The following is a 21,538-nucleotide window of genomic DNA, read 5'->3' as shown; positions in this document are numbered from 1 at the left end:
CGGCGACGTGACGCATCCTTGCAACAAGGCTGTTGAGTTTGGGGCACAGTCGCTTAGGCTCCCTCGGGTCATGGCCTTGAATCTTCGACAATGGCTGGCTCGGGCCGGCGCCGGCCGTGTGTGGCAGGCGCTACAGTCGCGCGTGCTGCTGGGCTGCGGCTACGGCCTGGCGGCGCTGCTCACCGGCGTGGCGATCCTGCTCGCCGCCTCGCCGCCCTCGACGGGGCCTCTCGGGCCGGCCAGCGACCTGATCCTGACGGTGCTGGGCTTCAACCTGGTGCTGATCGCGGCGCTGACCCTGGTGGTGTTCCTGCGGTTCGCCGCCCTCCTGGAGGCGCGGGAGCGCGACGCCGGCGCGCGGCTGCAGGTGCGATTCGTCACCCTGTTCGCCATGGCCGCTCTGCTGCCGGCCATCGTCGTGGCCCTTTTCTACGGCGTGCTGGTCAGCCGCGGCGTCGACAACTGGTTCTCGATCCGGGTGAAGACCGTGGTGGAGAATTCCGCCACGGCGGCCCGTTCCTATGTCGGCGAGCAGAGCCAGTACATCCAGGACCACATCGCGCTGATGGCGGGCGACCTGAACCGCTATGCGCCGGGCCTGGAGGCGAGCCCGATCACCTTCAACCAGTTCTTGGCCGCCGAGGCCGAGCGGAACGGCTTCATGGCCGCCTATCTCATCGACCGAGACGGGCGGTTGCTGGCGCGGGCCGAGGCGCAACAGGCGCCGCCCTTCACCCTCTTGCCGCCCTCCAGCCTCAAGGCGGCCGACCAGGCCGGGACGATCTGGGTCTGCAACGTCAAGTGCGGCGACGCCTGGCGCGCGCTCTACCGGCTCCGCAGCTATCCGGACGCCTATCTCTATGTGGTCCGCCCCGTGCAGAAAGGAATCGTCGCCGACCTGCTGGGCGCGGAGGCCAGCCTGGTCGCCTACCGCGACGCGGCCGGGAACCGGCAGAAGATCCAGACCATCTTCGCCCTCAGCTATGCCGAGACCGCGCTCCTGGTGCTGGTGGGGGCGGTGTGGCTGGGCTTTGGCGCCGCCAACGCCATTTCGGGACCCGTCGCGCGGCTGGTGCAGGCGGCGGGCAAAGTGGCGGCCGGCGATCTCGACGCCCGGGTGGACGCTAGGAACGATCCTGAAGAGATCGCCGTCTTGTCGCGTGCTTTCAACAGTATGACGCACGATCTTCAGGTTCAGCAGGTGGCGATCCGAACTGCCCACGAGGAGGCCGAGCGGCGGCGTCAGTTCATCGAGACCGTGCTGACCGAAGTCAGCGCCGGCGTCATCGGCCTGGACGCCGAGGACCGCATCTCCGCCGCCAACCGCCAGGCCCAGCTGTTGCTGGGGCTCGCAGGCCCCGGCTTCGGCCGCAAGCTTTCCGAGGTGGCGCCGGAGCTGGCCGCCGTCGTCGCCCAGGCCGGCCGCGAGGAGACGGAAGAAGAGGTCGACGTGGCGCGGGGCCGCGAGACGCGGCGCCTGCGGGTGCGGGTCAGCCGCATCGAGGATGGCCTGGTGCTGACCTTTGACGACATCACCCGCCTGGTCGCCGCCCAGCGCAACGCCGCCTGGCGCGACGTCGCCCGCCGCATCGCCCACGAGATCAAGAACCCGCTGACCCCGATCCAGCTTTCCGCCGAGCGCCTGCGCAAGAAGTACCGCAAGGACATCGCCACCGCCGAGCTCGAGACCTTCGACCGCTGCAACGACACCATAATCCGCCAGGTCGACGCCATCCGGAACATGGTCGACGAGTTCTCCGCCTTCGCCCGCATGCCGGCGCCGAAGTTCGCCGACCAGGACGCCTCGGAGCTGATCCGCGCCGCGGTCTTCGCCCAGCGGGTGGCGAGCCCGGAGATCGACGTGGAGCTGCTGGAGCCGATTCCCGAGATTCGTGTGCTGGCCGACGAGCGGATGCTGACCCAGGCGCTGACCAACATCCTGAAGAACGCCGCCGAGGCGGTGGCCGCGCGGCGCATGGCCAGGGCCGAGAAGGGCTGGATCCGGGCGCGCCTGATCTCCGACGAAGCGGGCGTGGCCTTCGAGGTCGAGGACAATGGCGTGGGCCTGCCCGCCAAGGACCGCGACCGTCTTACCGAACCCTATGTGACGACGCGCGAAAAGGGCACCGGCCTGGGCCTCGCCATCGTCAAACGCATCCTGGAAGACCACGGCGGCGAACTGGAGCTCACCGACGCCCGCGAAGGGCCCGGCGCGCTCGCCACCTTGCGTCTTCCTCCCTCCTCGGCGCGCGCCCGGCCCGCGCCGAAATCTGCAACCGTTTCCGCGTGAAGGACTAGACGATGGCGTCCGATGTGCTGGTGGTCGACGACGAGGCCGATATCCGCGAACTGGTGGCGGGGATCCTCGCCGACGAAGGCTATGCGGTGCGCACGGCCAACGATTCGGAATCCGCCCTGGCGGCGATCCGCGCCCGCAAGCCCGCCCTGCTGATCCTCGACATCTGGATGGCCGGCGGCGGCATGGACGGGCTGGAGCTGCTGGACATGGTCAAGGCGCTCGACGCCGACCTGCCGGTGATCATGATCAGCGGCCACGGCAACATCGAGACCGCCGTCTCGGCCATCAAGCGCGGCGCCTACGAGTTCCTGGAGAAGCCGTTCAAGTCCGACCGCCTGCTGCTGGTGGTGGAGCGTGCGCTGGAGGCCGTGGGCCTCAGGCGCGAGAACCGGCGGCTGCGCACCCAGGCGATCATGCCCGACGGCATGACCGGCCGCTCCATGCCCGCCCAGCAGCTTCGCCAGATGATCACCAAGCTGGCCGGGGCCAATTCCCGGGTGCTGATCTCCGGCCCGCCGGGCTCGGGCAAGGAGACTGTGGCGCGGCTGATCCACGCCGCCTCGGGCCGCGCGCGCGGCGAGTTCGTGCCGATCAGCGCGGCGGGCATGACGCCCGAGCGCATGGACGTGGAGCTGTTCGGCCAGGAGAGCGGCGACGGCCGCCCGGCCAAGATCGGCGTCTTCGAACGCGCCCACGCCGGCACCCTCTACCTCGACGAGGTGGCCGACATGCCGCGCGAGACGCAGGGGCGCATCCTGCGGGTGCTGGTGGACCAGAGCTTCCGAAGGGTCGGCGGCGACCAGGACGTGCAGGTGGACGTGCGCGTGGTCTCCTCCACCTCCCGCGACCTGCGCGAGGAGATCGCCGGCGGCCGCTTCCGCGAAGACCTGTTCCATCGCCTGAACGTGGTGCCGGTGAACGTGCCGGGCCTGGCGGAACGGCGCGAGGACATCCCCGAACTCGTCGAATATTTCATCGAGCGGATCAGCGAGGCCACCGGCATGCCGCGCCGCCGCCTCGCCGACGATGCGCTCGCAACGCTTCAGGTCCGCGCCTGGCCGGGGAACCTGCGCCAGCTGCGCAACAATGTGGAGCGGATGTTGATCCTGGCCTCGGGCTCGCCCGCCGAGCCGATCACCGCGGGCATGCTGCCGGCCGAGGCCATGGTCACCGACCAGGCGGTCAGCCTGGGCGCCGAGCGGATGATCGCCCTGCCGCTGCGCGAAGCCCGCGAGGTGTTCGAGCGCGAGTACCTCAACGCCCAGATGCTGCGCTTCTCCGGCAACATCTCGCGCACCGCCGCCTTCATCGGCATGGAGCGCTCAGCCCTGCACCGCAAGCTGAAGTCCCTGGGGCTGTCGGGCGCGCGCGCCCTGGAGGAAGACGTCGCCTGATGGGCCGCATCGCTTACGTCAACGGCCGCTTCGTCCCGCACGGCGAGGCGATGGTCCACATCGAGGACCGCGGCTACCAGCTGGCCGACGCGGTCTATGAGGTCTGGGCCCTGTTCGGCGGCAAGCTGGCCGACCCGGAGGGCCACTTCGCGCGCCTGAAGCGCAGCCTCGGCGAACTCTCCATCGACATGCCGATGAGCCGCGCGGCCCTGACCCTGGTGCTGAAGGAGGCCGTGCGCCGCAACCGGGTCCTGAACGGCCTCGTCTACCTGCAGGTGAGCCGCGGCGTCGCCCCGCGCGACCACGCCTTCCCGAACCCGCCGGTCCGGCCCGCCGTGGTGATCACCGTCAGCCGCACCGACCTCGCCGCCAGCGAGGCCCGCGCGGCCAAGGGCGTGGGCGTCGTCACCACGCCGGAAAACCGCTGGGGCCGCTGCGACATCAAGACCGTGGGCCTGCTGCCCAATGCGCTCGCCAAGCAGAAGGCGAGGGCGGCCGGCGCCGTCGAGGCCTGGTTCGTCGACGACCTGGGCTTCGTCACCGAAGGCGCGTCGTCCAACGCCTGGATCGTCGACGCCGATGGCCGCTTACGCACCCGCGACACCAACGCCAACATCCTGCGCGGCGTCACCCGCCTGACCCTGCTCGACGTGATCCGCGCCGAAGGCCTGGAGGTCGAAGAGCGGCCCTTCACCCCGGCGGACGCCCTCGCCGCGCAGGAGGCCTTCATCACCGGCGCGGGCAGCCTCGTGCTGCCGGTGGTGACCGTGGATGGCCGTCCCGTGGGCGACGGAAAGGTGGGACCGGTGGCGGCGAGGCTCCGGCGTCTCTATATCGAGCAGGCGAAGGCGACGGCCATCTAGGTCAACCTAGGCGATTGCGCCCGTCGCCGATCCCGGTCTAGCTAACTTCCGTGTGTGGGCGCGCCTTGGTCGCCCGAAACGAAAACAAGAGGCGAAAAGCCATGAGCGAAAAGAAACAGAACCTGCAGGACACCTTCCTGAACAGCGTGCGCAAGTCGAAGACGCCGCTCACCATCTTCCTGGTCAACGGCGTGAAGCTGCAGGGCGTGGTCAGCTGGTTCGACAACTTCTGCGTGTTGCTCCGCCGTGACGGGCAGTCCCAACTTGTCTACAAGCACGCCATCTCCACCATCATGCCGGCGCAACCTGTTCAGCTCTATGAGCCCGGCGAAGACGAGAGCGATTGAGTTCCTCCAAGCTCGTTGACCGCGAGGCGCCGGTCCAGGGCGCCATCGTCATCCATCCCGACCGGGAAGGGCGCAGCTCTTCCCGCGGCCCTGAGGCGCGCCTGGAAGAGGCGGTCGGCCTGGCGCTCGCGCTCGACCTGGAGGTTCGCGAGACCCTGGTCGCGCACCTGCGCCAGCGCACGCCCGCCACCCTGTTCGGCAAGGGCAAGGTCGAGGAGATCGGCCACCTCGCCGAGCTGACCCACGCCGACGTCGCCATCGTCGACGACGCCCTCACCCCAGTGCAGCAGCGCAACCTGGAGAAGGCCTGGCAGGTGAAGGTCATCGACCGCACCGGCCTGATCCTCGAGATCTTCGCCCGCCGCGCCCGCACCCGGGAGGGCCGCCTGCAGGTCGAGCTGGCCCGGTTGTCCTACGAGCGCTCGCGCCTGGTGCGCACCTGGACCCACCTGGAGCGCCAGCGCGGCGGCTTCGGCGTCATGGGCGGCCCGGGCGAAACCCAGATCGAGACCGACCGCCGGCTGCTGGCCGAGAAGATCGGCAAGCTGAAGCGCGAGCTGATCGAGGTGCGCCGCACCCGCACCCTGCAGCGCTCGGCGCGCAAGCGGCATCCGTATCCGACGGTGGCGCTGGTGGGCTACACCAACGCCGGCAAGTCGACGCTGTTCAACCGCCTGACCGAGGCCGAGGTGGTGGCTGAGGACATGCTGTTCGCCACCCTCGACCCAACGCTCCGGATGCTGAAGCTGCCCGATGGCCGCCCGGCGATCCTGTCGGACACCGTGGGCTTCATCTCCGACCTGCCGCACGAGCTGGTCGAGGCCTTCCGCGCCACCCTGGAGGAGGTGAAGGAGGCCGACGTCGTGCTGCACGTCCGCGATATCGCCAGCGACGAGAGCGCCGCCCAGGCCGCCGACGTGCGCACCGTGCTCGACCGCCTCGGCGTCGACATGGAGGAGCGCAACATCCTGGAGGTCTGGAACAAGCTGGACCTCGTGCCCCCGGACGCCCGCGCTACGGTCGAGGGCGATGCGCGCCGCGCCCATCCGCCGGCCCTGCCGGTCTCGGCGGTCACCGGTGCGGGCTGCGAAGCCCTGCTGGAGGCGGTGGCCGGCCTGGTGGACGAAGCGCCGCCGGTGGACGTCTACACCCCGGTGGGCGAGGGCGCGGCCATCGCCTGGCTCTATCGCCACGGCCGCGTGCTGCAGCGCCACGACGGCAAGGACGGCACGGTCCGCCTGGCCGTCAGCCTGTCAGCCCAGGCCCTGGGCCAGTTCGAGCAGCAATTCCCGGGGGCGGAAGTGCGGGGGCGCTAGCCGTCGGCGGCCGCCTTCTCCGCCGCCTTCGCCTCGTCCCAGAGCGCGTCCATCTCGGCCAGGTCCGACTGGTCCGGCGTCTTGCCGCGCTCCGCCAGGCGCGCCTCGATGTACTGGAAGCGGCGCTGGAACTTGGCGTTGGTGAAGCGCAGGGAGTCCTCCGGGTCGACCTCCAGGGTGCGCGCCAGGTTGGCCACCACGAACAGCACGTCGCCCAGCTCCTGGCGGGCCTTCTCCAGGTCGCCGGCGGCGATCTCGGCCTCCAGCTCGCCGACCTCCTCGTGCAGCTTGGCCATGACGTCCTGGACGGTCGGCCAGACGAAGCCGACGCCGGCCGCGCGCCGGGAGAGCTTCACCGCCCGGGTGAGCGCCGGCAGGCCCACTGGCACGTCGTCCAGCAGGGAGGCAACGCGACCCTTCGCCCCGTCCTTCCGGGCCCGCTCGGCCGCCTTCAGCGTCTCCCAGCCCTGCTTCTGCTCGGCCAGCGAGCCATAGGTCTCCTCGGCGAAGACGTGCGGATGGCGGCGGACCATCTTGTCGTTGATCGCGCGGGCCACGTCGTCGAAGGCGAAGGCGCCCTGTTCCTCGGCCATCCGGGCGTGGAACACCACCTGCAGCAGCAGGTCGCCCAGCTCGTCCTTCAGGTCGGCAAGGTCGTTCCGCTCGATCGCATCGGCGACCTCATAGGCTTCCTCCACCGTATAGGGCGCGATGGTGGCGAAGCTCTGCTCCAGATCCCAGGGGCAGCCGTCCGCGGGGTCGCGCAGCCGTGCCATGATCGCCAGCAGCCGGTCGATGGGCGCGAGCGTCTCGGGCGGGGCTGGGCGGGTCATGGCGCCGATGAGACCCTGCGCCGCGGAGGCTGGCAAGGCCGCGCCGCGCGCTCGAGCTCAGGGCCGCGGGTCGTCCGCCTCGGCCTTCGGCTCGGGGCGGTAGACGTCCGCCAGCACCGTCTCCGGATCGGCCGACAGCGCCTCCGGAATGGTCTGGATGGGCGGTTCCCTCGACGTCGTGAAGGTCATCCGATACGCCGCCACAGCCCGCCCCTGGAGGCTCATGAACAGCGGCAGGGGCGGTGAGGTCTGGCCGGTCACGGGGTTGAGCCAGAAAGTGAAATGTTTCCCGGGCTCCACGAAACAGGCCACGCGGATCGTCCTGCGGTCGAGGCTCATCAGGAAGTTCTGCGCCTCGCTGGGGCAGGGGTTCTGGCCTTCCGCGGTGAAGGAGCCCGAACAGCTCATCGGCCGGTCGAAGGTCACCCGCATGATCAAGAGGCCCTGGCGCACCGCCTGGTCCTGACGCGGATAGGTGCTGACCACCTTGGGGTAGCCGCCGCCCTTTTCCACCACCTTCGGAGGCAGGCAGGGCGGGTGAGCCACCACCTCGAGTTCATCGACGGTCGCCGGGCGATCGGCGATGACGGCGGCGCCGGAAGCGGCCTTTCCGTCCTGCGGATCGACAGCCGCCTGCGCCCAGGGCGCGGCCACAAAGCCGCCCAAGGCCACGACCCCGAGCAGGGCGCTCCGCAAACCGGCCGTCTCGAACTTCAGCCGCATGGCGCCCCGATGAAAAAACGACTTTGTCGCCGCGCCTTAGCGGTCGTTCGGCGCCTTGCCGTGACCGAGTTGGTCGGCGAACATCTGGAAGGTCTGTTCCGCGTCGCCCCAGGTGCTGTTGCCGCGCGCGAAGCGGATGTCCGGCTCGGTGTAGCTGTAGCGCAGCGGGGTCACCTGGCCGTCGGGCGAGACCGCGCGGCCCTCGATGGTGGCGCCGCCGACCCCGAAGCTGCGCAGGGACAGCCCGGTGTTGTCGGAAAGCTGCTTGAAGGTCGGGTGGTTCGGCTTGGCGTCCACCAGCACCAGCTCGATCCGCGCCCCGTCATAGGCATTGGACTTGGCGAGCCGTTCGGCGACGTTCTTGCGAAGCTGCTGGGCGAGGTCGTCGACCTCGCGCACGCCCAGGGTTTCCTGCGCCTTGGCCTGCAGCTTCGCGCCGACGACGACGGAGATGTCCGCGGGCGTGGCGGCGGCCTGGGTGGCGATGGCGGCCGTGGCCAACAGACCCGCCGCGGCGATGGTGACGATCCGCATGGTGATCCTCTTCAGTCTCGCCCTCACGCTCAAGGTAGGTTGTCCCTCGCGCCGCGCAAGCGCCGAACAGCCCGCGCCTGTGAAAAGGAGCCGCGACCTCACGCCCCGTGCGGCGGGACCGGGCCGTGGGTGCGGTGGAAGCCCACGCTGCGGCCCAGGGCGGCGCTGTCGTAGAGTTCGCCGGCCCGCACCACCTTCACCACCCGGCGCAGGTCGCTGATGTTGGCCAGCGGGTCGCCCTCCACCAGCACCAGGTCGGCGCGCTTGCCGGCCTCCACCGAGCCGGAGTCCTTGTCGAGCCGCATGGCCCGCGCTGCCCCGAGGGTCGCCGTCTGGATCGCGGCCATCGGCGGCAGGCCGGCGGCGACGTAGAGCTCCAGCTCGCGGTCGATTCCATAGCCGATCAGGCCGGTGTCGCTGCCGGCCACGATGGGCACGCCGGCGTCATAGAGCGCCTTGATCACCCGGCCGTTGGCGGCGATCCGCGCGCGTAGGCCCGCCGCGTCGCCGGGGCCGCCCATCGCCTCGAACTTTGAGGCCAGGGTGAAGGGCGCGGCGTCCAGGCCGGGCTCCAAGGTCCGCGCGCTGACCGCCTTCGGATGGCCGCCCATCTCGCCCCAGCCCTCGGTGGGATCGATCACGATCTGGCGCTCTTTCATCAAGGCGATCAGTTTCTTGGCGCGATCGCTTGAGAGATCGACCGGGCCGTTGGAGCCTTCCGGAAGCATGGCGCGGGTGACGAACTGCAGGTGGTTTATCTGGTCCATGCCGTCGGCGATGCCGCCGAAGGCGTCGACCGCGGCCGGCACATGGCCGGTGACCGTCAGGCCGCGCCGGTGCGCCTCGGCGGCGATGGCCTTCAGCACGTCCGGCTGGATCTGGGTGTAGACCTTGATCTGCAGGAAGCCGGCGTCGGCGTAGCGGTCCACGGCGGCGACGCCTTCCGCCGGGGTCTCGGCGTCGACGGCGCCGAAGCCGAGGGGACCGCCGGAGTCGATCAAGCCGGCCAGCAGCAGGCGCGGGCCCAGCGCATGCTCCCGGTCGATCTTGCGCCGCACGGCGGTCAGGAAGCCGAACTCGCCGCCGCAGTCGCGCGCCGTCGTCACGCCCGCCGCCATCAGCGCCGGGCCGAACTCCACGCCGGAGTAGTGCGAGTGCATCTCCCAGAGGCCCGGCAGCACCGACAGGCCCGCGGCGTTAACGACTTTGACGCCGGCGGGCAGGGCGACGGCGCCTCGCGCGCCAACCGCCGCGATCCGGCCGTCCCGCACCAGCACCACCGAATCGGCGATCGGCGCCGCGCCGGTCCCGTCGATCAGCCGCGCGCCCACGATGGCGAAGGTCCCGGTCGCCTCGGGGCGGACCTGGCGGTCCAGCTCATCGAGGTCGGCCATCTCCTGGCGCACGCCGCTGGCCACCAGCGCGTCGAAGGCCGGACGATAGGCCTCCAGCACCTGCTCCTGCGGCAGGCCGCCGGCGAAGGTCATGACCGCGGCGAGGCGGCCCTGGGCGTCCATCCACAGGACCTCGCGCCCAAACAGCAGGTTGGCCACCGTGTAGCGGGTCAGCCGCGCAGCGCCGGACGGCAGCTTCACCTTGTCCACGCCGGCCTGGCGGATCTCCAGCGGCGGCGCCAGGTCGCTGGCGCGCAGGATCGGCAGGTCCGCGGGCCGACCGTGCGCCAGCCAATAGCGCATCATGGTCATCTGCAGCGCCGCCGGCATGAGCGGAAAGCCGACGTAGGCCGTCGGGGGCGGGGCGAAGGCGCGGCGGCCGCTCGGTTCTTCGACGGTGGCCGCGCGCCCATTGACCTCGGTGCGCCAAACCTCGTCAGCCGGCGCGCCGTCGCGTTTCTGCTCCAGGACGACCGGCGCGAAGCCCGGGCCGGTCCGCAACGTCCAGGCGCTGGCCCGCGTCGCGCCGCGGTCGGACAGCGTGGCGCGGACCGTCATCTCGGCGCCGGCCGGCGTGGCGGTCAGGTCGTAGGTCTCCGAACCGATCTCATGCAGCAGCGAATAGGTGGCGTAGCGGCCGTGCTCCTGCGCCGCCCGGGACGCGCCCGCCACGGCGGCGAGCGAGAGGATGGCGGCGGCGAGGACGGTGCGGCGCATGGGTCTCGAAACACCTTTGTGCGGTTCGTGCGCTATGAGGCCTATCCCAGATCGTAGCGGCGCGGGAGCCCGCAGCGTGGTGAGGCGAATATGCGGACGTCATGGATCATACCCGGGGCTTTCGCCGCCGCCGTGCTGGGCGTCGCGGGTGCTTCCAGGGCGGCGCCGGAGACAAAAGCGACGAGCCCGGTTCCGTTTGTAGGCTGCCGCTCGGACGGCCAGCTCGGGCCGCAGGCGGCTCCGGCGGCGCCGAAGGTCGCGCCCAGGGCTCCGGCGGCGGTCGCCGGGCGGCTGGCCTTCTACGCCGCGGGCGAGGACGTGGCTCTGGGCGTGCTGGCGCCCCGGGGCTGGAACTGCTTCGGCCTCTACGGTTCGAACGGAAGCAGCCTGTACGTCACGCCGGAGCCGCATGACGGCTCGGACCTCCTGAAATCCGGCGCGCCCGGCTTGTCCGGCGCCGCGATCCAGCTCAGCGTCTCGGACGGCGGCACCTCGGGCCGCTTCGAGGTCGCCGCCATCGCCGCGCGGATCTTTCCCACCCAAGCCACCTATGTGCGGCAGGTGATCGCCAACCAGCTCGATGTCGACAAGACCTTCGATGCGGCGCGCGAGTTTCCCAAGGGGCCGTACCCGAGCGACCGGATGGTCCGCCTCAGGCCATTGCTGGTCGAGTTCGAGACGCCGGCGCGGAAGGATGGCCTCGGCACGCACAGCCGGCTCCTGAAGAGCGGCCAGCCGATCGTCGGTTTCGCGAAGATGGAAAAGGACGGCGACAACAGCCTGACGATGCTCACGATGCGGTTGCCGCCGTCGCTGCGCGACCTCGCGCCGACCATCCTCAAGGCCGCCGAACGTCAGTAGGGCCGGGGTCGGCGAAAGGGACATGCCTGCCTCGGCCCCGGTATTTTGCGCCTAAGGAAGATTATCGGAAATTATGAGACAGGCCATCGGGCGGTTCCGGGCCGCCCTTGGGCCCCGATCCTCACTTCGGCTTGCGGAACTTGAACAGGAACTGGTCGGTCTGGCCCCGCAGGCCCGGCGCGAAGACGTTCTTGGAGCGGTCGTCGGCCGGATTGGCGAAGATGTCGCTCTGCGCCTCCAGCTTGAAGCCGGCCTTGACGACATCGGCGATCACGCGGTCCGGATCGATCCGGTGCAACGTGTTGGTGGCGTCGACGCCCGAACCCTTGGCCGCCGCGTGGTCCAGGATGACGAATTCGCCGCCGGGCTTCAGGGCGTCATAGACCGCCTTGTTGAACCCCGGCACATCGGCCGGCCCCATGAACGGGTCGTAGAGATCGTGGTAGTTCTGGCGGATGAACACCGCGTCCAGGCCCTTGGGCAGCGCCAGGGCGTTCACCGGCGGCGACGTGACCTCGAGGTTCTTGTCCGGGACCGCGGCCGCCAGGGCCTGCATGCCGGTCAAGGCGGCCGGATGGACCTTGACCACCTCGGCGACCTCAACGGCGTAGACCTTGCCCTTCGGCCCGACGGTCACGCTGAACAGGCGCGCGAACTTGCCCGGCACGATGTCGGCGACCTTGTCGCCGGGCTTGAGGCCCATGAACTTCACGACGTCGGGGCCCTTCAGCGACGGGTCGCTGACCGCGTCCGGCGGCGGCCCGGCCGGCGTCTGCGCCACCGCGGTCGCCGCGGTCATCGCCAGCGCCAGGCCCAAGGCCGCCGCTGTCGCTTTGATGGGGTTCATGTTCTGTCCTCCCGAAATGTTGGCCGTTAAGCTGTTACGGATGTGCGCGCCGCACAAGCCGCGCTTCAGAGGACGATCTCGCCGGCCGCGATCCGACTGAGGGTCTCCACGAAGAATCCCGGCTCCAGCCCGGTGACCCGGGCTTCAAGGGTCTCGGCCGTATCGCCGGGTTCGACGGGCACGGTGCGCCGCGCGATCGCCGGGCCTCGGTCGTATTCGCCGTCCACCAGATGGATGACGATGCCGCTCTCGGCTACGCCGGCGGCGATCACCGCCTCATGCACACGGCGGCCGTACATCCCATGGCCGCCGAATTGCGGCAGCGGGCCCGGATGGATGTTGAGGATACGGCCGGCATAGCGCGCCTGGATCTGCGGCCCGAGCTCGCGCAGGTAGCCGGAGAGCACGATGAGCTCGACTCCATGCGCCGTCATGGCTTCGGCCAGCCTGGCGTCGGCGGCCGGTGGGTCGGCCTGGGTCGGGACCGAGAGCGCCGCGATCCCCTGCTCCGCCGCGAAGGCCAGGGCGGGGGCGCTGCGGTTGTTGCTGACCAGAAGGCGCGGTTCGGCGTCCAGGGTCCCGGCCCGCGCCGCCGCCACGATGGCGCGGGCGCTAGAGCCGTTTCCGGATGCGAGGAAACCAAGCTTAAGCGGCTTTGAAATCACGAGAATTTGCCGCTGAGTTCATGTGAAAAGGAAAGGCCGTCGAAGGCCGGTTCCACACCCGGCGGCAGCTCGGCCTTGAGCGCCCCATAGTCGAGGTCGATGTGCAGGTTGGTGAGGATCGCCCGCCTCGGCTTCAGCCGCGCGATCCATTCCAGCGCCAAGGCCACATGCGCGTGGGTCGGGTGCGGCCGGTGGCGCAGGGCGTCGACGATCCAGACGTCCAGGCCGGCCAGGGCTTCGAAGGCGCGCTCGTCCAGGGCCACCACGTCGCTGGAATAGGCCACGCCGCCGAACCGGTAGCCGACTGAGCGCACCCCGCCGTGGTCCTGGTCGAAGGTCACCACGGGGATAGCCCCCGACGGGCCGTCCACGGCCCAGGGCGTCCCGTGCGCCGGGATCGGCCGCCGCTCGCAGATCGCCGGATAGCCGCCCTCGGCTTCGAAGATGTAGCCGAAGCGCCGCATCATCGAGGCGTCCGTCGCCGCGTCCATGTGGCAGGGGATCTTGGCCCGCTGGCGGATGAAGAAGGCGCGGACGTCGTCGACCCCGTGCACCTGGTCGGCGTGGTCGTGGGTCAAGAGGATGCCGTCCAGCCGCTTTGCGCCGGCCTCGGCGGTCTGCAGCCGCAGGTCGGGCGAGGTGTCGACGATCAGCGTGGTTTCCGCCTCGGGCCCCTGCCCCTGTCCCCGCCCCGCGCGCCGGACCAGCAGGGAACAGCGCCGGCGCGCATTGCGGGCGTCGGCGGGGTCGCAGGCGCCCCAGTCGCCGTCGGCCCGCGGCACGCCGCCGGACGAGCCGCAGCCCAGGATGGTGAAGTCCAGCATCCCGCCGCTCATGGCCGAGGGATCCGGTCGAACAGGGCGAAGAAGGCGTCCTCGGTCCGCGCCTCGGCGTCCTGCAGCGACCAGCCGCGCACCTCGGCCAGCTTGGCCAGGATGTGCGGCAGAAAGGCCGGCTCGTTGCGCCGGCCGCGGTAGGGCGTGGGCGCGAGATAGGGGCAGTCGGTCTCGACGATGATCCGCTCGGCGGGCATGTCGGCGATCACCGCGCGCACGTCCTCGGCGGCCTTGAAGGTGGCGATGCCGGAGACCGAGAACCAGGCGCCCAGCGCCGCGGCCCGCCGCGCCAGCTCAGGTCCCGACGTGTAGCAGTGCATCAGCAGGCGAAAGGGCCCCTTCGCATATTCCGCTTCCAGGATGTCGCCCATGACGTCGTCGGCCTCGCGGGTGTGGACCACCAGCGGCAGGCCGGTCTCCCGCGCCGCGGCCACATGGGCGCGGAACACCTGGGCCTGAACCTCGCGCGGGCTCAGGTCATAGTGGAAGTCGAGGCCGCACTCGCCGATGCCGACCACCCGCGGATCGGCGGCCAGCGCGATCAGCGTCTCCGGCGCGAGGTCCGGGTCCTCCTTGGCCTCGTGCGGATGGGTGCCCACCGTCGCCCAGATGTCCGGCTGATCGGCCAGGGCGCGGACCTTCTCCCAGTTGGAGACCCGGTCGCAGATGTTGACCATCAGGCCAACGCCGCCCGCCCGGGCGCGGTCGATCACGGCCTCGCGGTCCTCGTCGAACTGCGGCGCGTGCAGGTTCACATGGCTGTCGATCAGCATGGGCAGGCTCTAGGCCGCCCGCGCCGCCTGGCGCAACTCCCCAAGGGCGGTGAACAGCGCGTCGGCCCGGTCCAGGTTCAGCGCCTCGGCCTCGCGCGGCAGGCGCTGCAGGGTCTCCCAGGCGCCGGCCCAGCGGTCCAGGCCGCCGATCCCCTGATGCGCCCGCTCGGCGGCGAAGCCGTGCACCCGCTCGGCCAGGCGGTCGAACAGCAGCTGGAACTGCGCCATCCCCTCGCCGCCGCGGAACCTGTCGGCCAGGGACAGCGCCAGCGCCTCGTCCAGCCGCGGCAGGTCTTCCAGGAGGCTGCGCGCCGCATCGTCCATGGCGATGGCGCCGGCGCCGGCCAGCGCCCAGGCGCGGCCCGGCGCGCCATTGGCCATCTTGGCGAGCCTGAGCGCATCCTCGGCGCTGACGTCCTCGCGTTCGCGGACGAAGGCGGCGGCGGCTTCCAGCGGCAGGGGTTCGAAGGCCAGCCGGCGGCAGCGCGAGCGGATGGTCGGCAACAGCCGCCCCGGCGAATGGCTGACCATCAGCAGCACCCCGTGCGGCGGCGGCTCTTCCAGGGTCTTCAGGATGGCGTTGGCGGCGTTGACGTTCAGGTCGTCGATGGCGTCGACAATCGCCACCCGGTGCGGCGCCGAGGCCGGCGACTTGGAGAAGAACTCCGAGAGCGCGCGGGCCTCGTCCACCGGGATCACCTTGCGGACCTTGCCGTCCTCGCCGACGCGCTCCAGCACAAAGAGGTCGGGGTGCGAGCGGGCGATGACCTGGCGGCTGACCGGATGGTCGGGACTGGCGCCCAGCACGCCATAGGCCGGGTCGGCGGGCGCGCCCAGCAGCCGCCGCGCCGCGCGGTAGGCGAAGGTCGCCTTGCCCGCGCCTTCCGGCCCGGTCAGCAGCCAGGCGTGGTGCAGCCGGCCCCGCGCCCGCGCGGCCTCGAAGGCCTCTTCCGTCGCCTCATGGCCGGTGAGGTCGAAGACCTCGCGGGGATGGCGCGGCTCAGCCATGGACCGCCAGCCGCCCCTCGACGGCGGCCCAGACGCGGGCCTCCACGTCCTCCAGCGACCCGGAGGCGTCGATCGCCGCGCAGCGCTCCGGCTCGGCCTCGGCGATCGCCAGGAAGCCCGCGCGCAGCCGCCGGTGGAAGGCCAGGCCCTTGGATTCGAACCGCATCTCCGAGCCCGCCCGCGCGGTCGCCCGCGCCAGGCCCTCCTCGACCGGCAGGTCGAAGATCAGCGTCAGGTCCGGCCGGGTGGCCTCCAGGATGTGGGTCTCCAGCGCCGCGATCAGCGCCGGGTCCGCGCCGCCGGCCGCGCCCTGATAGGCCCGCGTGGAATCGGCGAAGCGGTCGCACACCACCCAGGCCCCGCGCGCCAGGGCCGGACGGATCACCCGCTCCACATGGTCGCGGCGGGCGGCGTACATCAGCAGCGTTTCGGTGACCGGGCTCCAGCGGTCGGCGGCGCCGTTCAGCACCAGTTCGCGGATCGCCTCGGCGCCGGGCGAGCCGCCGGGCTCGCGGGTGCTCACGACCTCGCGGCCGGACGCCTGCAGGCGCGCGGCGAGGCGTTTGAGCTGGGTGGATTTCCCAGCCCCCTCGCCGCCTTCGAATGTAATGAACCGTCCATCGACCACCCGTCCAAGATGGACGGTTCGTCCACGAAGTCCAGTAAGCGCAGGCCTACTGCAACGGCGTCTGCGGGCGCAGCACCCGCGCGTCGGCGAAGCCCGCGCCGGCGATCTTGTCGCGGAAGGCGTAGGCCTCGGCCTCGTCCGCCGGCCCGGGCAGGATCACCAGGTAGAGGGTGACGCCGCCGCGCTGGAACGGCTCGATGGTCGCCGCGCCGGCGGGGGCGAGCTGGGCCGCCGCGCGCCGGGCGTTCTCCTGGTCGCCGAAGGCGCCGGCCTGGATGCGGAAGGCCTGGGTCGCCGGCGCCTCGTGGAAGCCGTCGGCCTGGCCGCCCTGGTCGGGAACGTCGGGCGCCGCGGCGATGGCCGGGCGCGCGCTCGGCAGGGGCGCGAGCGAGCTCACCGACACCGGCTGCGGCCGCGGGACCAGGGGCGTGACCGCGATGGCGACCGCCCCGGCCGCGGCGGCCGCCGGTCCGGCGTCGGCGAAGATGTCCTCGTCCGCCGGCCGGCGCCGATCGGACGTCGGGGCGAGATCGTCGGGCCCTGCGATCCGCGGCGTGGAGACCCTTTGGACCGCCATGGGCGGCGCCGCCTGGGCGTAGCGCACGCCGGCGTCCGGCCCGGCCAGCGGCGCGGGCCCGACGTAGCGCACCCGCACATGGGCGATCCCGGCGCGGTCGTAGCCCAGCTCGCGCGCGGCGGCATGGCTGAGGTCGATGATCCGCCCGCCCACGAAGGGCCCGCGGTCGTTCACCCGCACCACCATCTTGCGGCCGTTGTCGAGGTTGGTCACCTCCACCATCGAGGGCAGCGGCAGGGTCGTGTGCGCCGCGGAGAACTGGTTCATGTCGAAGATCTCGCCGTCGGCGGTCGCCTTCAGCTGGAAGGCGTCGCCGTACCAGGAGGCGATGCCGGTCTCGTCATAGTGCGGCTGCTCGTGCGGCACGTACCAGATGCCGCCCACCTGATAGGGGGCGTTGGTGCCGGTCTTGCCGTTCGACGGCGGCCGCGCCGCCTGGGCGCCCGAGCCCGGCCCCATGCCCACGGCGTACTTCGGCGTGACGCCGCCGCAGGCCGCCAGCGACGCGCCCGTCATCAGCAGCGCAGCCCAGCGCCCGGTCTTGGCCAACAGACGGCGGTCCATGCGATTCCCCTGCCCTGTTTGCGGCGTCGCTCCAGGGTGCGGATGGAAGCTTTCGCCAGGGTTAACCGAAGCTTGCCGCGCCGCCCTGGGGCCAGTTGCCGCAGCCGCGCCGCCCCGCTACCCATGGCGAAGGTTGGGAGACGGATCGCATGGTCGGAAAAACAGGTCTTTGGCGGGCCCTGGCCCTGGGCGCGGCCGTCGCGGCCGCCTCGGGCTTCGTCGCCGCGGCGGCCCCGGTCAAGCCGCCGGCCCGTCAGCCGCCGAAGCCCTGCCTTGAGGCCTCCGAGGCCTGCGTCCAGTGGGTGGCCCTGGGCAAGAGCGGCGCGCGGTCGATGGTCTATTCGACCTACCCGCTGAGCGCGCCCAACGCCCATGTGCGCCGCGCGCTGATCATGGTCCATGGCACCCTGCGCAACGCCGACCACTACTTCACGACCGCCACCGGCGCGGCCTTCCTGGCCAAGGCGCTGGACGACACCATCGTCATCGCGCCCGCCCTGCGCTCGGCTGACGGCGGCTGCAAGGACGCGCTGGCCCCCCACGAGGTGAGCTGGAGCTGCGGGGGCGACAGCTGGCGCTCCGGCGGCAAGGCGGCCAGCGACCCGGCGCTCACCTCCTTCGACTTCGTCGACGAAATCCTGCGCCGGCTGGCCGACAAGAAGGTGTTCCCCAACCTGAAGGTCATCGTGGTCGCGGGCCATTCGGCCGGCGGCCAGTTCGTCTCGCGCTACGAGATGGCCAACCGCGTCCATGAGACCCTGGGGACGCCGGTCGTCTACGTCGTCGCCAACCCGTCCAGCTACGCCTGGCCCGACGCCACCCGGCCGCTGCCGGTGGACGACGCGGCCCCCGCCAACGCCGTGCGCGGCTGGGAGAGCGAAGAGGTCCACACCCATTTCAGCTACGGCCCCTTCGCCGCCGCCGACAAGGCGCCGAAGTACGACCAATGGCCCTACGGCTTCGCCGAACGCAGCGGCTATGCGGCCCAGGAAAGCGACGCCCAGTTGCGCGGCCAGCTCGCCGGGCGGCCGGCCACCTATCTCTTCAGCCAGGTGGACACCCTGCCGCTCGGCGGCTTCGACGGCTCGCCCAGCGCCATGGCCCAGGGCGCGACCCGCCGCGCCCGCGGGGAAGCCTTCGTGAAGTACCTGAATGAGCATTTCGGCGGCCACGCCAAGAGCCAGATCGTCCCGGAATGCGGCCACAACGACCGCTGCGTCTTCACCACCGACGACGTGCTGAAGGTGATCTTCCCACCGGTCTAGCGAGGCCGGCTCAGGCCGCCGGCGCCACATCCTCCGCGGCCAGGGCGGCGGCCAGGAAGAAGCAGCCGAGTTCGATCTTTCCCCCCGGCGTGGCTGGCGAGGCCCTGCGCTCGGACCGCGGCGCGGACCCCAGCCGCGCGAAGACCTCCGGGCTGAGCCTGAAACCCGGATCGCTCCGCCAGACGGCGCTCAGCAGCATCGCGCCGTAATAGAGCCGGCTCACCTGCCGCATCAGCGCCAGCCGCGCCCGTTCCTCCGGCGCGGCCGGCCGGCCGAAATACCGCGTCAGGAACAGGGTCAGCTCTGCCTCGCCCTCGGCATGGAAGTTCGCCGCCGTCGCCAGGTCCAGATAGCGGTCGGCGGCGAAGGCCGTTTCCCAGTCGAGCAGCATCGCCCGGCCGTCCGCGAAGACCAGGTTGGCGGGATTGAGGTCGTTGTGGCTGGAGACGACGTCCTCCGCCGCCAGCCTGTAGGCGCCCCGGATCCGGCCGAAGAGCGCGGTCAGCTTCGCCGACAGTTCCGCTGGCGCGATCTCCGCCGCCACGAAGCCCGCCATCAGCCGCTCCATGGCCTCCAGGAACGGCATCAGCGGCGGGAACAGCGGCGCGTCGTGCAGTGTGCGCAGCGACCGGGCCAGCGCCGCCAGCCGGTCCGCCTTGGCCTCCGCGGGCCCTTCCACCAGGAAGGCCGCGACGGAAATGCGCGTCTCGACATCGGCGTACAGCAGCCTGGGCGCGACCCCTGCCTGGGCGGCGATGGCGTGGCAGGCGTACTGGCGCGCGGGGTCGCGGAACCCGTCGCCGGGACCGTCCAGCCGCAGGACATACCGCCCCGCGCCGGCCTCGACCCGCAGGACGCTCGCCCCCGACGCGCCCGCGGTCAGCGGTTCCACGCCGGTGATCTCCACATCGCCGACCACCGCGCGCAGGGCGGCTTCCGCCGCGGCCCGGCGCTCCGCCGGAACCCAACGCGCCAGCGGCGAGGCCGCGAACGCCTCCTCGGCCAGCGCCAACGCGTGCGCCCGGACGTCCTCGGGCCAGGCGTCGAGCCGCGACCGGAACCCCTCCGCATCCCCTGCGAACAGCGCCCGCACCGCCGCCTCATAGCCCGGCGCGTCGCCGGCCATGACGGTGATGAAGCGGTGCAAGGCCTCCTGCCCGCGACGCCGGGCGTCCGCGCCGGCGCCCTCCCGCTGGGCGGCGCTCACCAGCTGGCGCAAGGCCGCCGACGCCCCGCCCCGCTGCGTCGCCAGCCAGTCCCATTGCCGGGGCAGCAGCGTGACCTCCCGCGCCACCACCCCCAGTTTCGGCCGCCCCCTCGCCGGGACCGGCTGGGCCTCGGGCTCGGCCCGCGGCGCCAGGCGGGCGCGGATCGCGGCCTCGTCTCCGCGGAGATCCAGTTCAACCGGCTCGCTCGTCGCGGCGTCGAACACCAGCATCGGCCGCGCCTCCCCGCCGTCGAGCCGCCGCTTCGCCGCGAGCGCCACGTCGATGGGGTCGCCCGCCGCGATGCGTTGATCCCCCGCGAAGGCGATGATGGACGGCATGAATCTGTTCCCCCGCGAAGCGCAGAGCGGGGCTTATACCCGGGTAAATATCGAAATCAATATACCCGGGTAAATATAGCGCGTCGGCAACGCCGCGTCAGCGCCCGCGCCGGTGTGACCGCGAGCTCGGACGCAGACACCCAGCCTGCCCTGCACTGGCTTGAGGGCTGTTTGAAGCTCGTTGTCACGCCGGCCTGGCCGGCGACGTCAGGAGCCGTAAGGGCGCCGATAGCGCTCGGTCGCCGAGATCTTCCAATGCAGCCGCCGGAAGGCGCCCATCAGCCCCTCGGAGTGCACCGTCTCGCTGGACAGGAAGGCGCCGACGAACGCCGCCACGACCCCAAGGCCCCCGACCGCCAGAATCACCAAGAAATTGTCCATTGCGCGTCCCCGTTCCGCGACGGACAGCTCGCACCTTAACCATGTTGAAGTCGACTCGGATTCCGCGCCGCTGAAGCGAAAAATTCACTTTACAGGGCAATCCCGCAGCCCTGGGTAGCAGGCGTACCGGAGTTCAAATTACGCGGGTATAAATCGCGCCGGGCTGGCTGGCGGACGGGGTGGGATTCGAACCCACGGTGGGCTCGCACCCACGGCGGTTTTCAAGACCGCTGCCTTAAACCACTCGGCCACCCGTCCGGAGCGCGGTGTTTAGCAAAGGGCGGCGCGCGCCGACAGGGCGCCGACGGCGAGCCGATCTCAACCGGCCCTCAGGACTTGTCGATTGCCGCCGCGCCGCCCGGCGCTAGGGTCGGCCTCCCCCAGCGTCAGGATGAGGTCCCTCCGATGTACCAGCTCCACTACTGGCCGACCCCGAACGGCAAGAAGGTGACGATCCTCTTGGAGGAGCTGGGCGTCCCCTACGAGATCGCGCCCATGAACATCGGCCGCGGCGATCAGTTCACCGACGCCGCCCTGAAGATCAGCCCCAACAACCGCATGCCGGCCCTGGTCGACACCGCCCCGGCCGGCGGCGGCGAGCCGGTCAGCGTCTTCGAGAGCGGCGCGATCATGCTCTACCTGGCCGAGAAGGAGGGCCGCTTCTGGCCGCAGCAGGATGTCCGCGCCAAGTACGAGGTCGTCCAGTGGGTGATGTGGCAGATGGCCAACCAGGGCCCCAAGACCGGCGAGCGCGGCCACTTCTCCCGCGTGCCGCCCGAGGCCGGCGACCAGTCCTACGCCCAGCGGCGCTTCAACGACGAGGTGCACCGCATGTACGGCGTCCTGAACAACCGCCTGTTCGACCGCCGCTATGTCGCGGGCGCCGACTACTCCGTCGCCGACATGATCTGCTACCCCTGGACCGCCAGCTGGAAGCTGCAGGGCATCGACCTCGACGAGTTCAAGTACTTCAAGCGCTGGTTCGACGAGCTGTCCGAGCGCCCCGCCGTCATCAACGGCATGGCCGTCACCGCCGGCGTCCCCGCCGAGGATCCCGCCACCCTGCCCCCCGAAGAACAGGCCCGCCGCCGCAAGCTCCTCTACAACCAACGCGCCCGCCCCGCGCCGGAGGGCGGGTTGTTGGAGGTGTAGGGGGCCAAATCCGGC

General features: G+C 71.2%; 21 protein-coding genes and 1 tRNA gene. 8 read left to right on the top strand and 14 right to left on the bottom strand.

All coding sequences use genetic code 11. The features are described from left to right. Nucleotides 1-118: 118 nt before the first annotated feature. From E8A49_RS06745 to hflX, 5 genes are all read left to right on the top strand, one after another. Nucleotides 119-2,290, top strand: a complete 2,172-nt coding sequence (locus E8A49_RS06745; protein WP_293377989.1) for a PAS domain-containing sensor histidine kinase — start codon at nt 119-121, stop codon at nt 2,288-2,290. Nucleotides 2,291-2,301: 11 nt separating this feature from the next. Continuing rightward, nucleotides 2,302-3,693 (top strand): sigma-54 dependent transcriptional regulator, encoded by a 1,392-nt coding sequence (locus E8A49_RS06740; protein WP_293377986.1) that lies wholly within the window; start codon nt 2,302-2,304, stop codon nt 3,691-3,693. Continuing rightward, a complete protein-coding gene (locus tag E8A49_RS06735) occupies nt 3,693-4,556 on the top strand; it encodes a D-amino-acid transaminase (RefSeq protein WP_293377983.1) in 864 nt (287 codons plus the stop codon). The genes E8A49_RS06740 and E8A49_RS06735 overlap by 1 nt, the downstream gene beginning before the upstream one ends. Nucleotides 4,557-4,657: 101 nt before the next feature. Beyond that, nucleotides 4,658-4,903: an RNA chaperone Hfq gene (hfq, locus tag E8A49_RS06730; RefSeq protein WP_293367327.1), complete on the top strand. Its 246-nt coding sequence runs from the start codon at nt 4,658-4,660 to the stop codon at nt 4,901-4,903. Then, nucleotides 4,900-6,219 (top strand): GTPase HflX, encoded by a 1,320-nt coding sequence (hflX, locus tag E8A49_RS06725; protein ID WP_293377980.1) that lies wholly within the window; start codon nt 4,900-4,902, stop codon nt 6,217-6,219. The genes hfq and hflX overlap by 4 nt, the downstream gene beginning before the upstream one ends. Here the strand turns inward: hflX and mazG are convergent. The 4 genes from mazG to E8A49_RS06705 form a co-directional block, all read right to left on the bottom strand. Further along, nucleotides 6,216-7,052 (bottom strand): nucleoside triphosphate pyrophosphohydrolase, encoded by an 837-nt coding sequence (gene mazG / locus E8A49_RS06720; RefSeq protein WP_293377977.1) that lies wholly within the window; start codon nt 7,050-7,052, stop codon nt 6,216-6,218. The genes hflX and mazG overlap by 4 nt on opposite strands. A 57-nt stretch (nt 7,053-7,109) precedes the next feature. Further along, entirely contained in the window at nt 7,110-7,775 is a 666-nt protein-coding gene (locus E8A49_RS06715) for a hypothetical protein (protein WP_293377974.1), read from the bottom strand. Between the two features lie 36 nt (nt 7,776-7,811). Further along, entirely contained in the window at nt 7,812-8,309 is a 498-nt protein-coding gene (locus tag E8A49_RS06710; RefSeq protein ID WP_293377971.1) for a hypothetical protein, read from the bottom strand. Nucleotides 8,310-8,407: 98 nt separating this feature from the next. Next, entirely contained in the window at nt 8,408-10,420 is a 2,013-nt protein-coding gene (locus E8A49_RS06705) for an amidohydrolase family protein (protein ID WP_293377968.1), read from the bottom strand. A 318-nt stretch (nt 10,421-10,738) separates the two neighbouring features. On the opposite strand from E8A49_RS06705, the gene E8A49_RS06700 reads away from it, so the two are divergent. After that, on the top strand, nt 10,739-11,281 hold the full coding sequence (locus tag E8A49_RS06700; RefSeq protein WP_293377965.1) for a hypothetical protein: 543 nt from the start codon (nt 10,739-10,741) through the stop codon (nt 11,279-11,281). A 121-nt stretch (nt 11,282-11,402) separates the two neighbouring features. On the opposite strand, the gene E8A49_RS06695 is transcribed toward E8A49_RS06700, so the two are convergent. From E8A49_RS06695 to E8A49_RS06665, 7 genes are all read right to left on the bottom strand, one after another. Further along, nucleotides 11,403-12,128, bottom strand: a complete 726-nt coding sequence (locus E8A49_RS06695; RefSeq protein WP_293377962.1) for a methyltransferase — start codon at nt 12,126-12,128, stop codon at nt 11,403-11,405. A 65-nt stretch (nt 12,129-12,193) separates the two neighbouring features. Then, complete coding sequence (locus E8A49_RS06690) at nt 12,194-12,793, bottom strand: phosphoribosylglycinamide formyltransferase (protein ID WP_293377959.1); 600 nt, start codon at nt 12,791-12,793, stop codon at nt 12,194-12,196. Continuing rightward, nucleotides 12,790-13,629, bottom strand: a complete 840-nt coding sequence (locus E8A49_RS06685; RefSeq protein ID WP_293377956.1) for an MBL fold metallo-hydrolase — start codon at nt 13,627-13,629, stop codon at nt 12,790-12,792. The genes E8A49_RS06690 and E8A49_RS06685 overlap by 4 nt, the downstream gene beginning before the upstream one ends. After that, nucleotides 13,626-14,402 carry a TatD family hydrolase gene (locus tag E8A49_RS06680; RefSeq protein WP_293377953.1) on the bottom strand — a complete coding sequence of 259 codons (777 nt, stop codon included), beginning with the start codon at nt 14,400-14,402 and terminating at the stop codon, nt 13,626-13,628. Before E8A49_RS06680 ends, E8A49_RS06685 begins: the two co-directional genes overlap by 4 nt. A gap of 9 nt (nt 14,403-14,411) precedes the next feature. Further along, the gene (locus tag E8A49_RS06675) at nt 14,412-15,410 is read right to left on the bottom strand and encodes a DNA polymerase III subunit delta' (protein WP_293377950.1); all 999 of its coding nucleotides are present in this window, start codon (nt 15,408-15,410) and stop codon (nt 14,412-14,414) included. Then, nucleotides 15,403-16,038: a dTMP kinase gene (gene tmk, locus E8A49_RS06670; RefSeq protein WP_293377947.1), complete on the bottom strand. Its 636-nt coding sequence runs from the start codon at nt 16,036-16,038 to the stop codon at nt 15,403-15,405. Before tmk ends, E8A49_RS06675 begins: the two co-directional genes overlap by 8 nt. 46 nt (nt 16,039-16,084) lie before the next feature. Further along, nucleotides 16,085-17,179 carry a septal ring lytic transglycosylase RlpA family protein gene (locus E8A49_RS06665; RefSeq protein ID WP_293377944.1) on the bottom strand — a complete coding sequence of 365 codons (1,095 nt, stop codon included), beginning with the start codon at nt 17,177-17,179 and terminating at the stop codon, nt 16,085-16,087. 149 nt (nt 17,180-17,328) lie between these two features. Between E8A49_RS06665 and E8A49_RS06660 the strand changes: the two genes are divergently transcribed. After that, nucleotides 17,329-18,444 (top strand): alpha/beta hydrolase, encoded by a 1,116-nt coding sequence (locus E8A49_RS06660; RefSeq protein ID WP_293377941.1) that lies wholly within the window; start codon nt 17,329-17,331, stop codon nt 18,442-18,444. A 10-nt stretch (nt 18,445-18,454) separates the two neighbouring features. Here E8A49_RS06660 and E8A49_RS23155 read toward each other — a convergent pair whose 3' ends face one another. The 3 genes from E8A49_RS23155 to E8A49_RS06640 all read right to left on the bottom strand — a co-directional run bounded on the left by E8A49_RS23155 (nt 18,455) and on the right by E8A49_RS06640 (nt 20,629). After that, nucleotides 18,455-19,990: a DUF2239 family protein gene (locus E8A49_RS23155; protein WP_366928796.1), complete on the bottom strand. Its 1,536-nt coding sequence runs from the start codon at nt 19,988-19,990 to the stop codon at nt 18,455-18,457. Nucleotides 19,991-20,197: 207 nt separating this feature from the next. Beyond that, a complete protein-coding gene (locus E8A49_RS06645; protein ID WP_293377938.1) occupies nt 20,198-20,371 on the bottom strand; it encodes a hypothetical protein in 174 nt (57 codons plus the stop codon). Nucleotides 20,372-20,539: 168 nt separating this feature from the next. Beyond that, a tRNA-Ser gene (locus tag E8A49_RS06640) sits at nt 20,540-20,629 on the bottom strand. A 147-nt stretch (nt 20,630-20,776) separates the two neighbouring features. Between E8A49_RS06640 and E8A49_RS06635 the strand changes: the two genes are divergently transcribed. Next, complete coding sequence (locus E8A49_RS06635; protein WP_293377935.1) at nt 20,777-21,523, top strand: glutathione S-transferase N-terminal domain-containing protein; 747 nt, start codon at nt 20,777-20,779, stop codon at nt 21,521-21,523. The last annotated feature ends 15 nt before the right edge of the window (nt 21,524-21,538 follow it).

The organism is Phenylobacterium sp. (assembly GCF_004799515.1).
GTDB lineage: Bacteria > Pseudomonadota > Alphaproteobacteria > Caulobacterales > Caulobacteraceae > Phenylobacterium.
The sequence above is the reverse complement of the archived record's forward strand: the minus strand, read 5'-3'. Positions and strand labels throughout refer to the sequence as shown.

Excerpts from the sequence above, each read along its gene's own strand:
- E8A49_RS06685 (WP_293377956.1), bottom strand. The coding sequence starts at position 13,629 with ATGAGCGGCGGGATGCTGGACTTCACCATCCTGGGCTGCGGCTCGTCC.
- E8A49_RS06705 (WP_293377968.1), bottom strand. The coding sequence starts at position 10,420 with ATGCGCCGCACCGTCCTCGCCGCCGCCATCCTCTCGCTCGCCGCCGTG.
- E8A49_RS06710 (WP_293377971.1), bottom strand. The coding sequence starts at position 8,309 with ATGCGGATCGTCACCATCGCCGCGGCGGGTCTGTTGGCCACGGCCGCC.
- E8A49_RS06660 (WP_293377941.1), top strand. The coding sequence starts at position 17,329 with ATGGTCGGAAAAACAGGTCTTTGGCGGGCCCTGGCCCTGGGCGCGGCC.
- E8A49_RS23155 (WP_366928796.1), bottom strand. The coding sequence starts at position 19,990 with ATGCCGTCCATCATCGCCTTCGCGGGGGATCAACGCATCGCGGCGGGC.
- E8A49_RS06735 (WP_293377983.1), top strand. The coding sequence starts at position 3,693 with ATGGGCCGCATCGCTTACGTCAACGGCCGCTTCGTCCCGCACGGCGAG.
- mazG (WP_293377977.1), bottom strand. The coding sequence starts at position 7,052 with ATGACCCGCCCAGCCCCGCCCGAGACGCTCGCGCCCATCGACCGGCTG.
- E8A49_RS06665 (WP_293377944.1), bottom strand. The coding sequence starts at position 17,179 with ATGGACCGCCGTCTGTTGGCCAAGACCGGGCGCTGGGCTGCGCTGCTG.
- E8A49_RS06635 (WP_293377935.1), top strand. The coding sequence starts at position 20,777 with ATGTACCAGCTCCACTACTGGCCGACCCCGAACGGCAAGAAGGTGACG.
- E8A49_RS06645 (WP_293377938.1), bottom strand. The coding sequence starts at position 20,371 with ATGGACAATTTCTTGGTGATTCTGGCGGTCGGGGGCCTTGGGGTCGTG.
- E8A49_RS06675 (WP_293377950.1), bottom strand. The coding sequence starts at position 15,410 with ATGGCTGAGCCGCGCCATCCCCGCGAGGTCTTCGACCTCACCGGCCAT.
- E8A49_RS06740 (WP_293377986.1), top strand. The coding sequence starts at position 2,302 with ATGGCGTCCGATGTGCTGGTGGTCGACGACGAGGCCGATATCCGCGAA.
- E8A49_RS06695 (WP_293377962.1), bottom strand. The coding sequence starts at position 12,128 with ATGAACCCCATCAAAGCGACAGCGGCGGCCTTGGGCCTGGCGCTGGCG.
- E8A49_RS06680 (WP_293377953.1), bottom strand. The coding sequence starts at position 14,402 with ATGCTGATCGACAGCCATGTGAACCTGCACGCGCCGCAGTTCGACGAG.
- hfq (WP_293367327.1), top strand. The coding sequence starts at position 4,658 with ATGAGCGAAAAGAAACAGAACCTGCAGGACACCTTCCTGAACAGCGTG.
- E8A49_RS06715 (WP_293377974.1), bottom strand. The coding sequence starts at position 7,775 with ATGCGGCTGAAGTTCGAGACGGCCGGTTTGCGGAGCGCCCTGCTCGGG.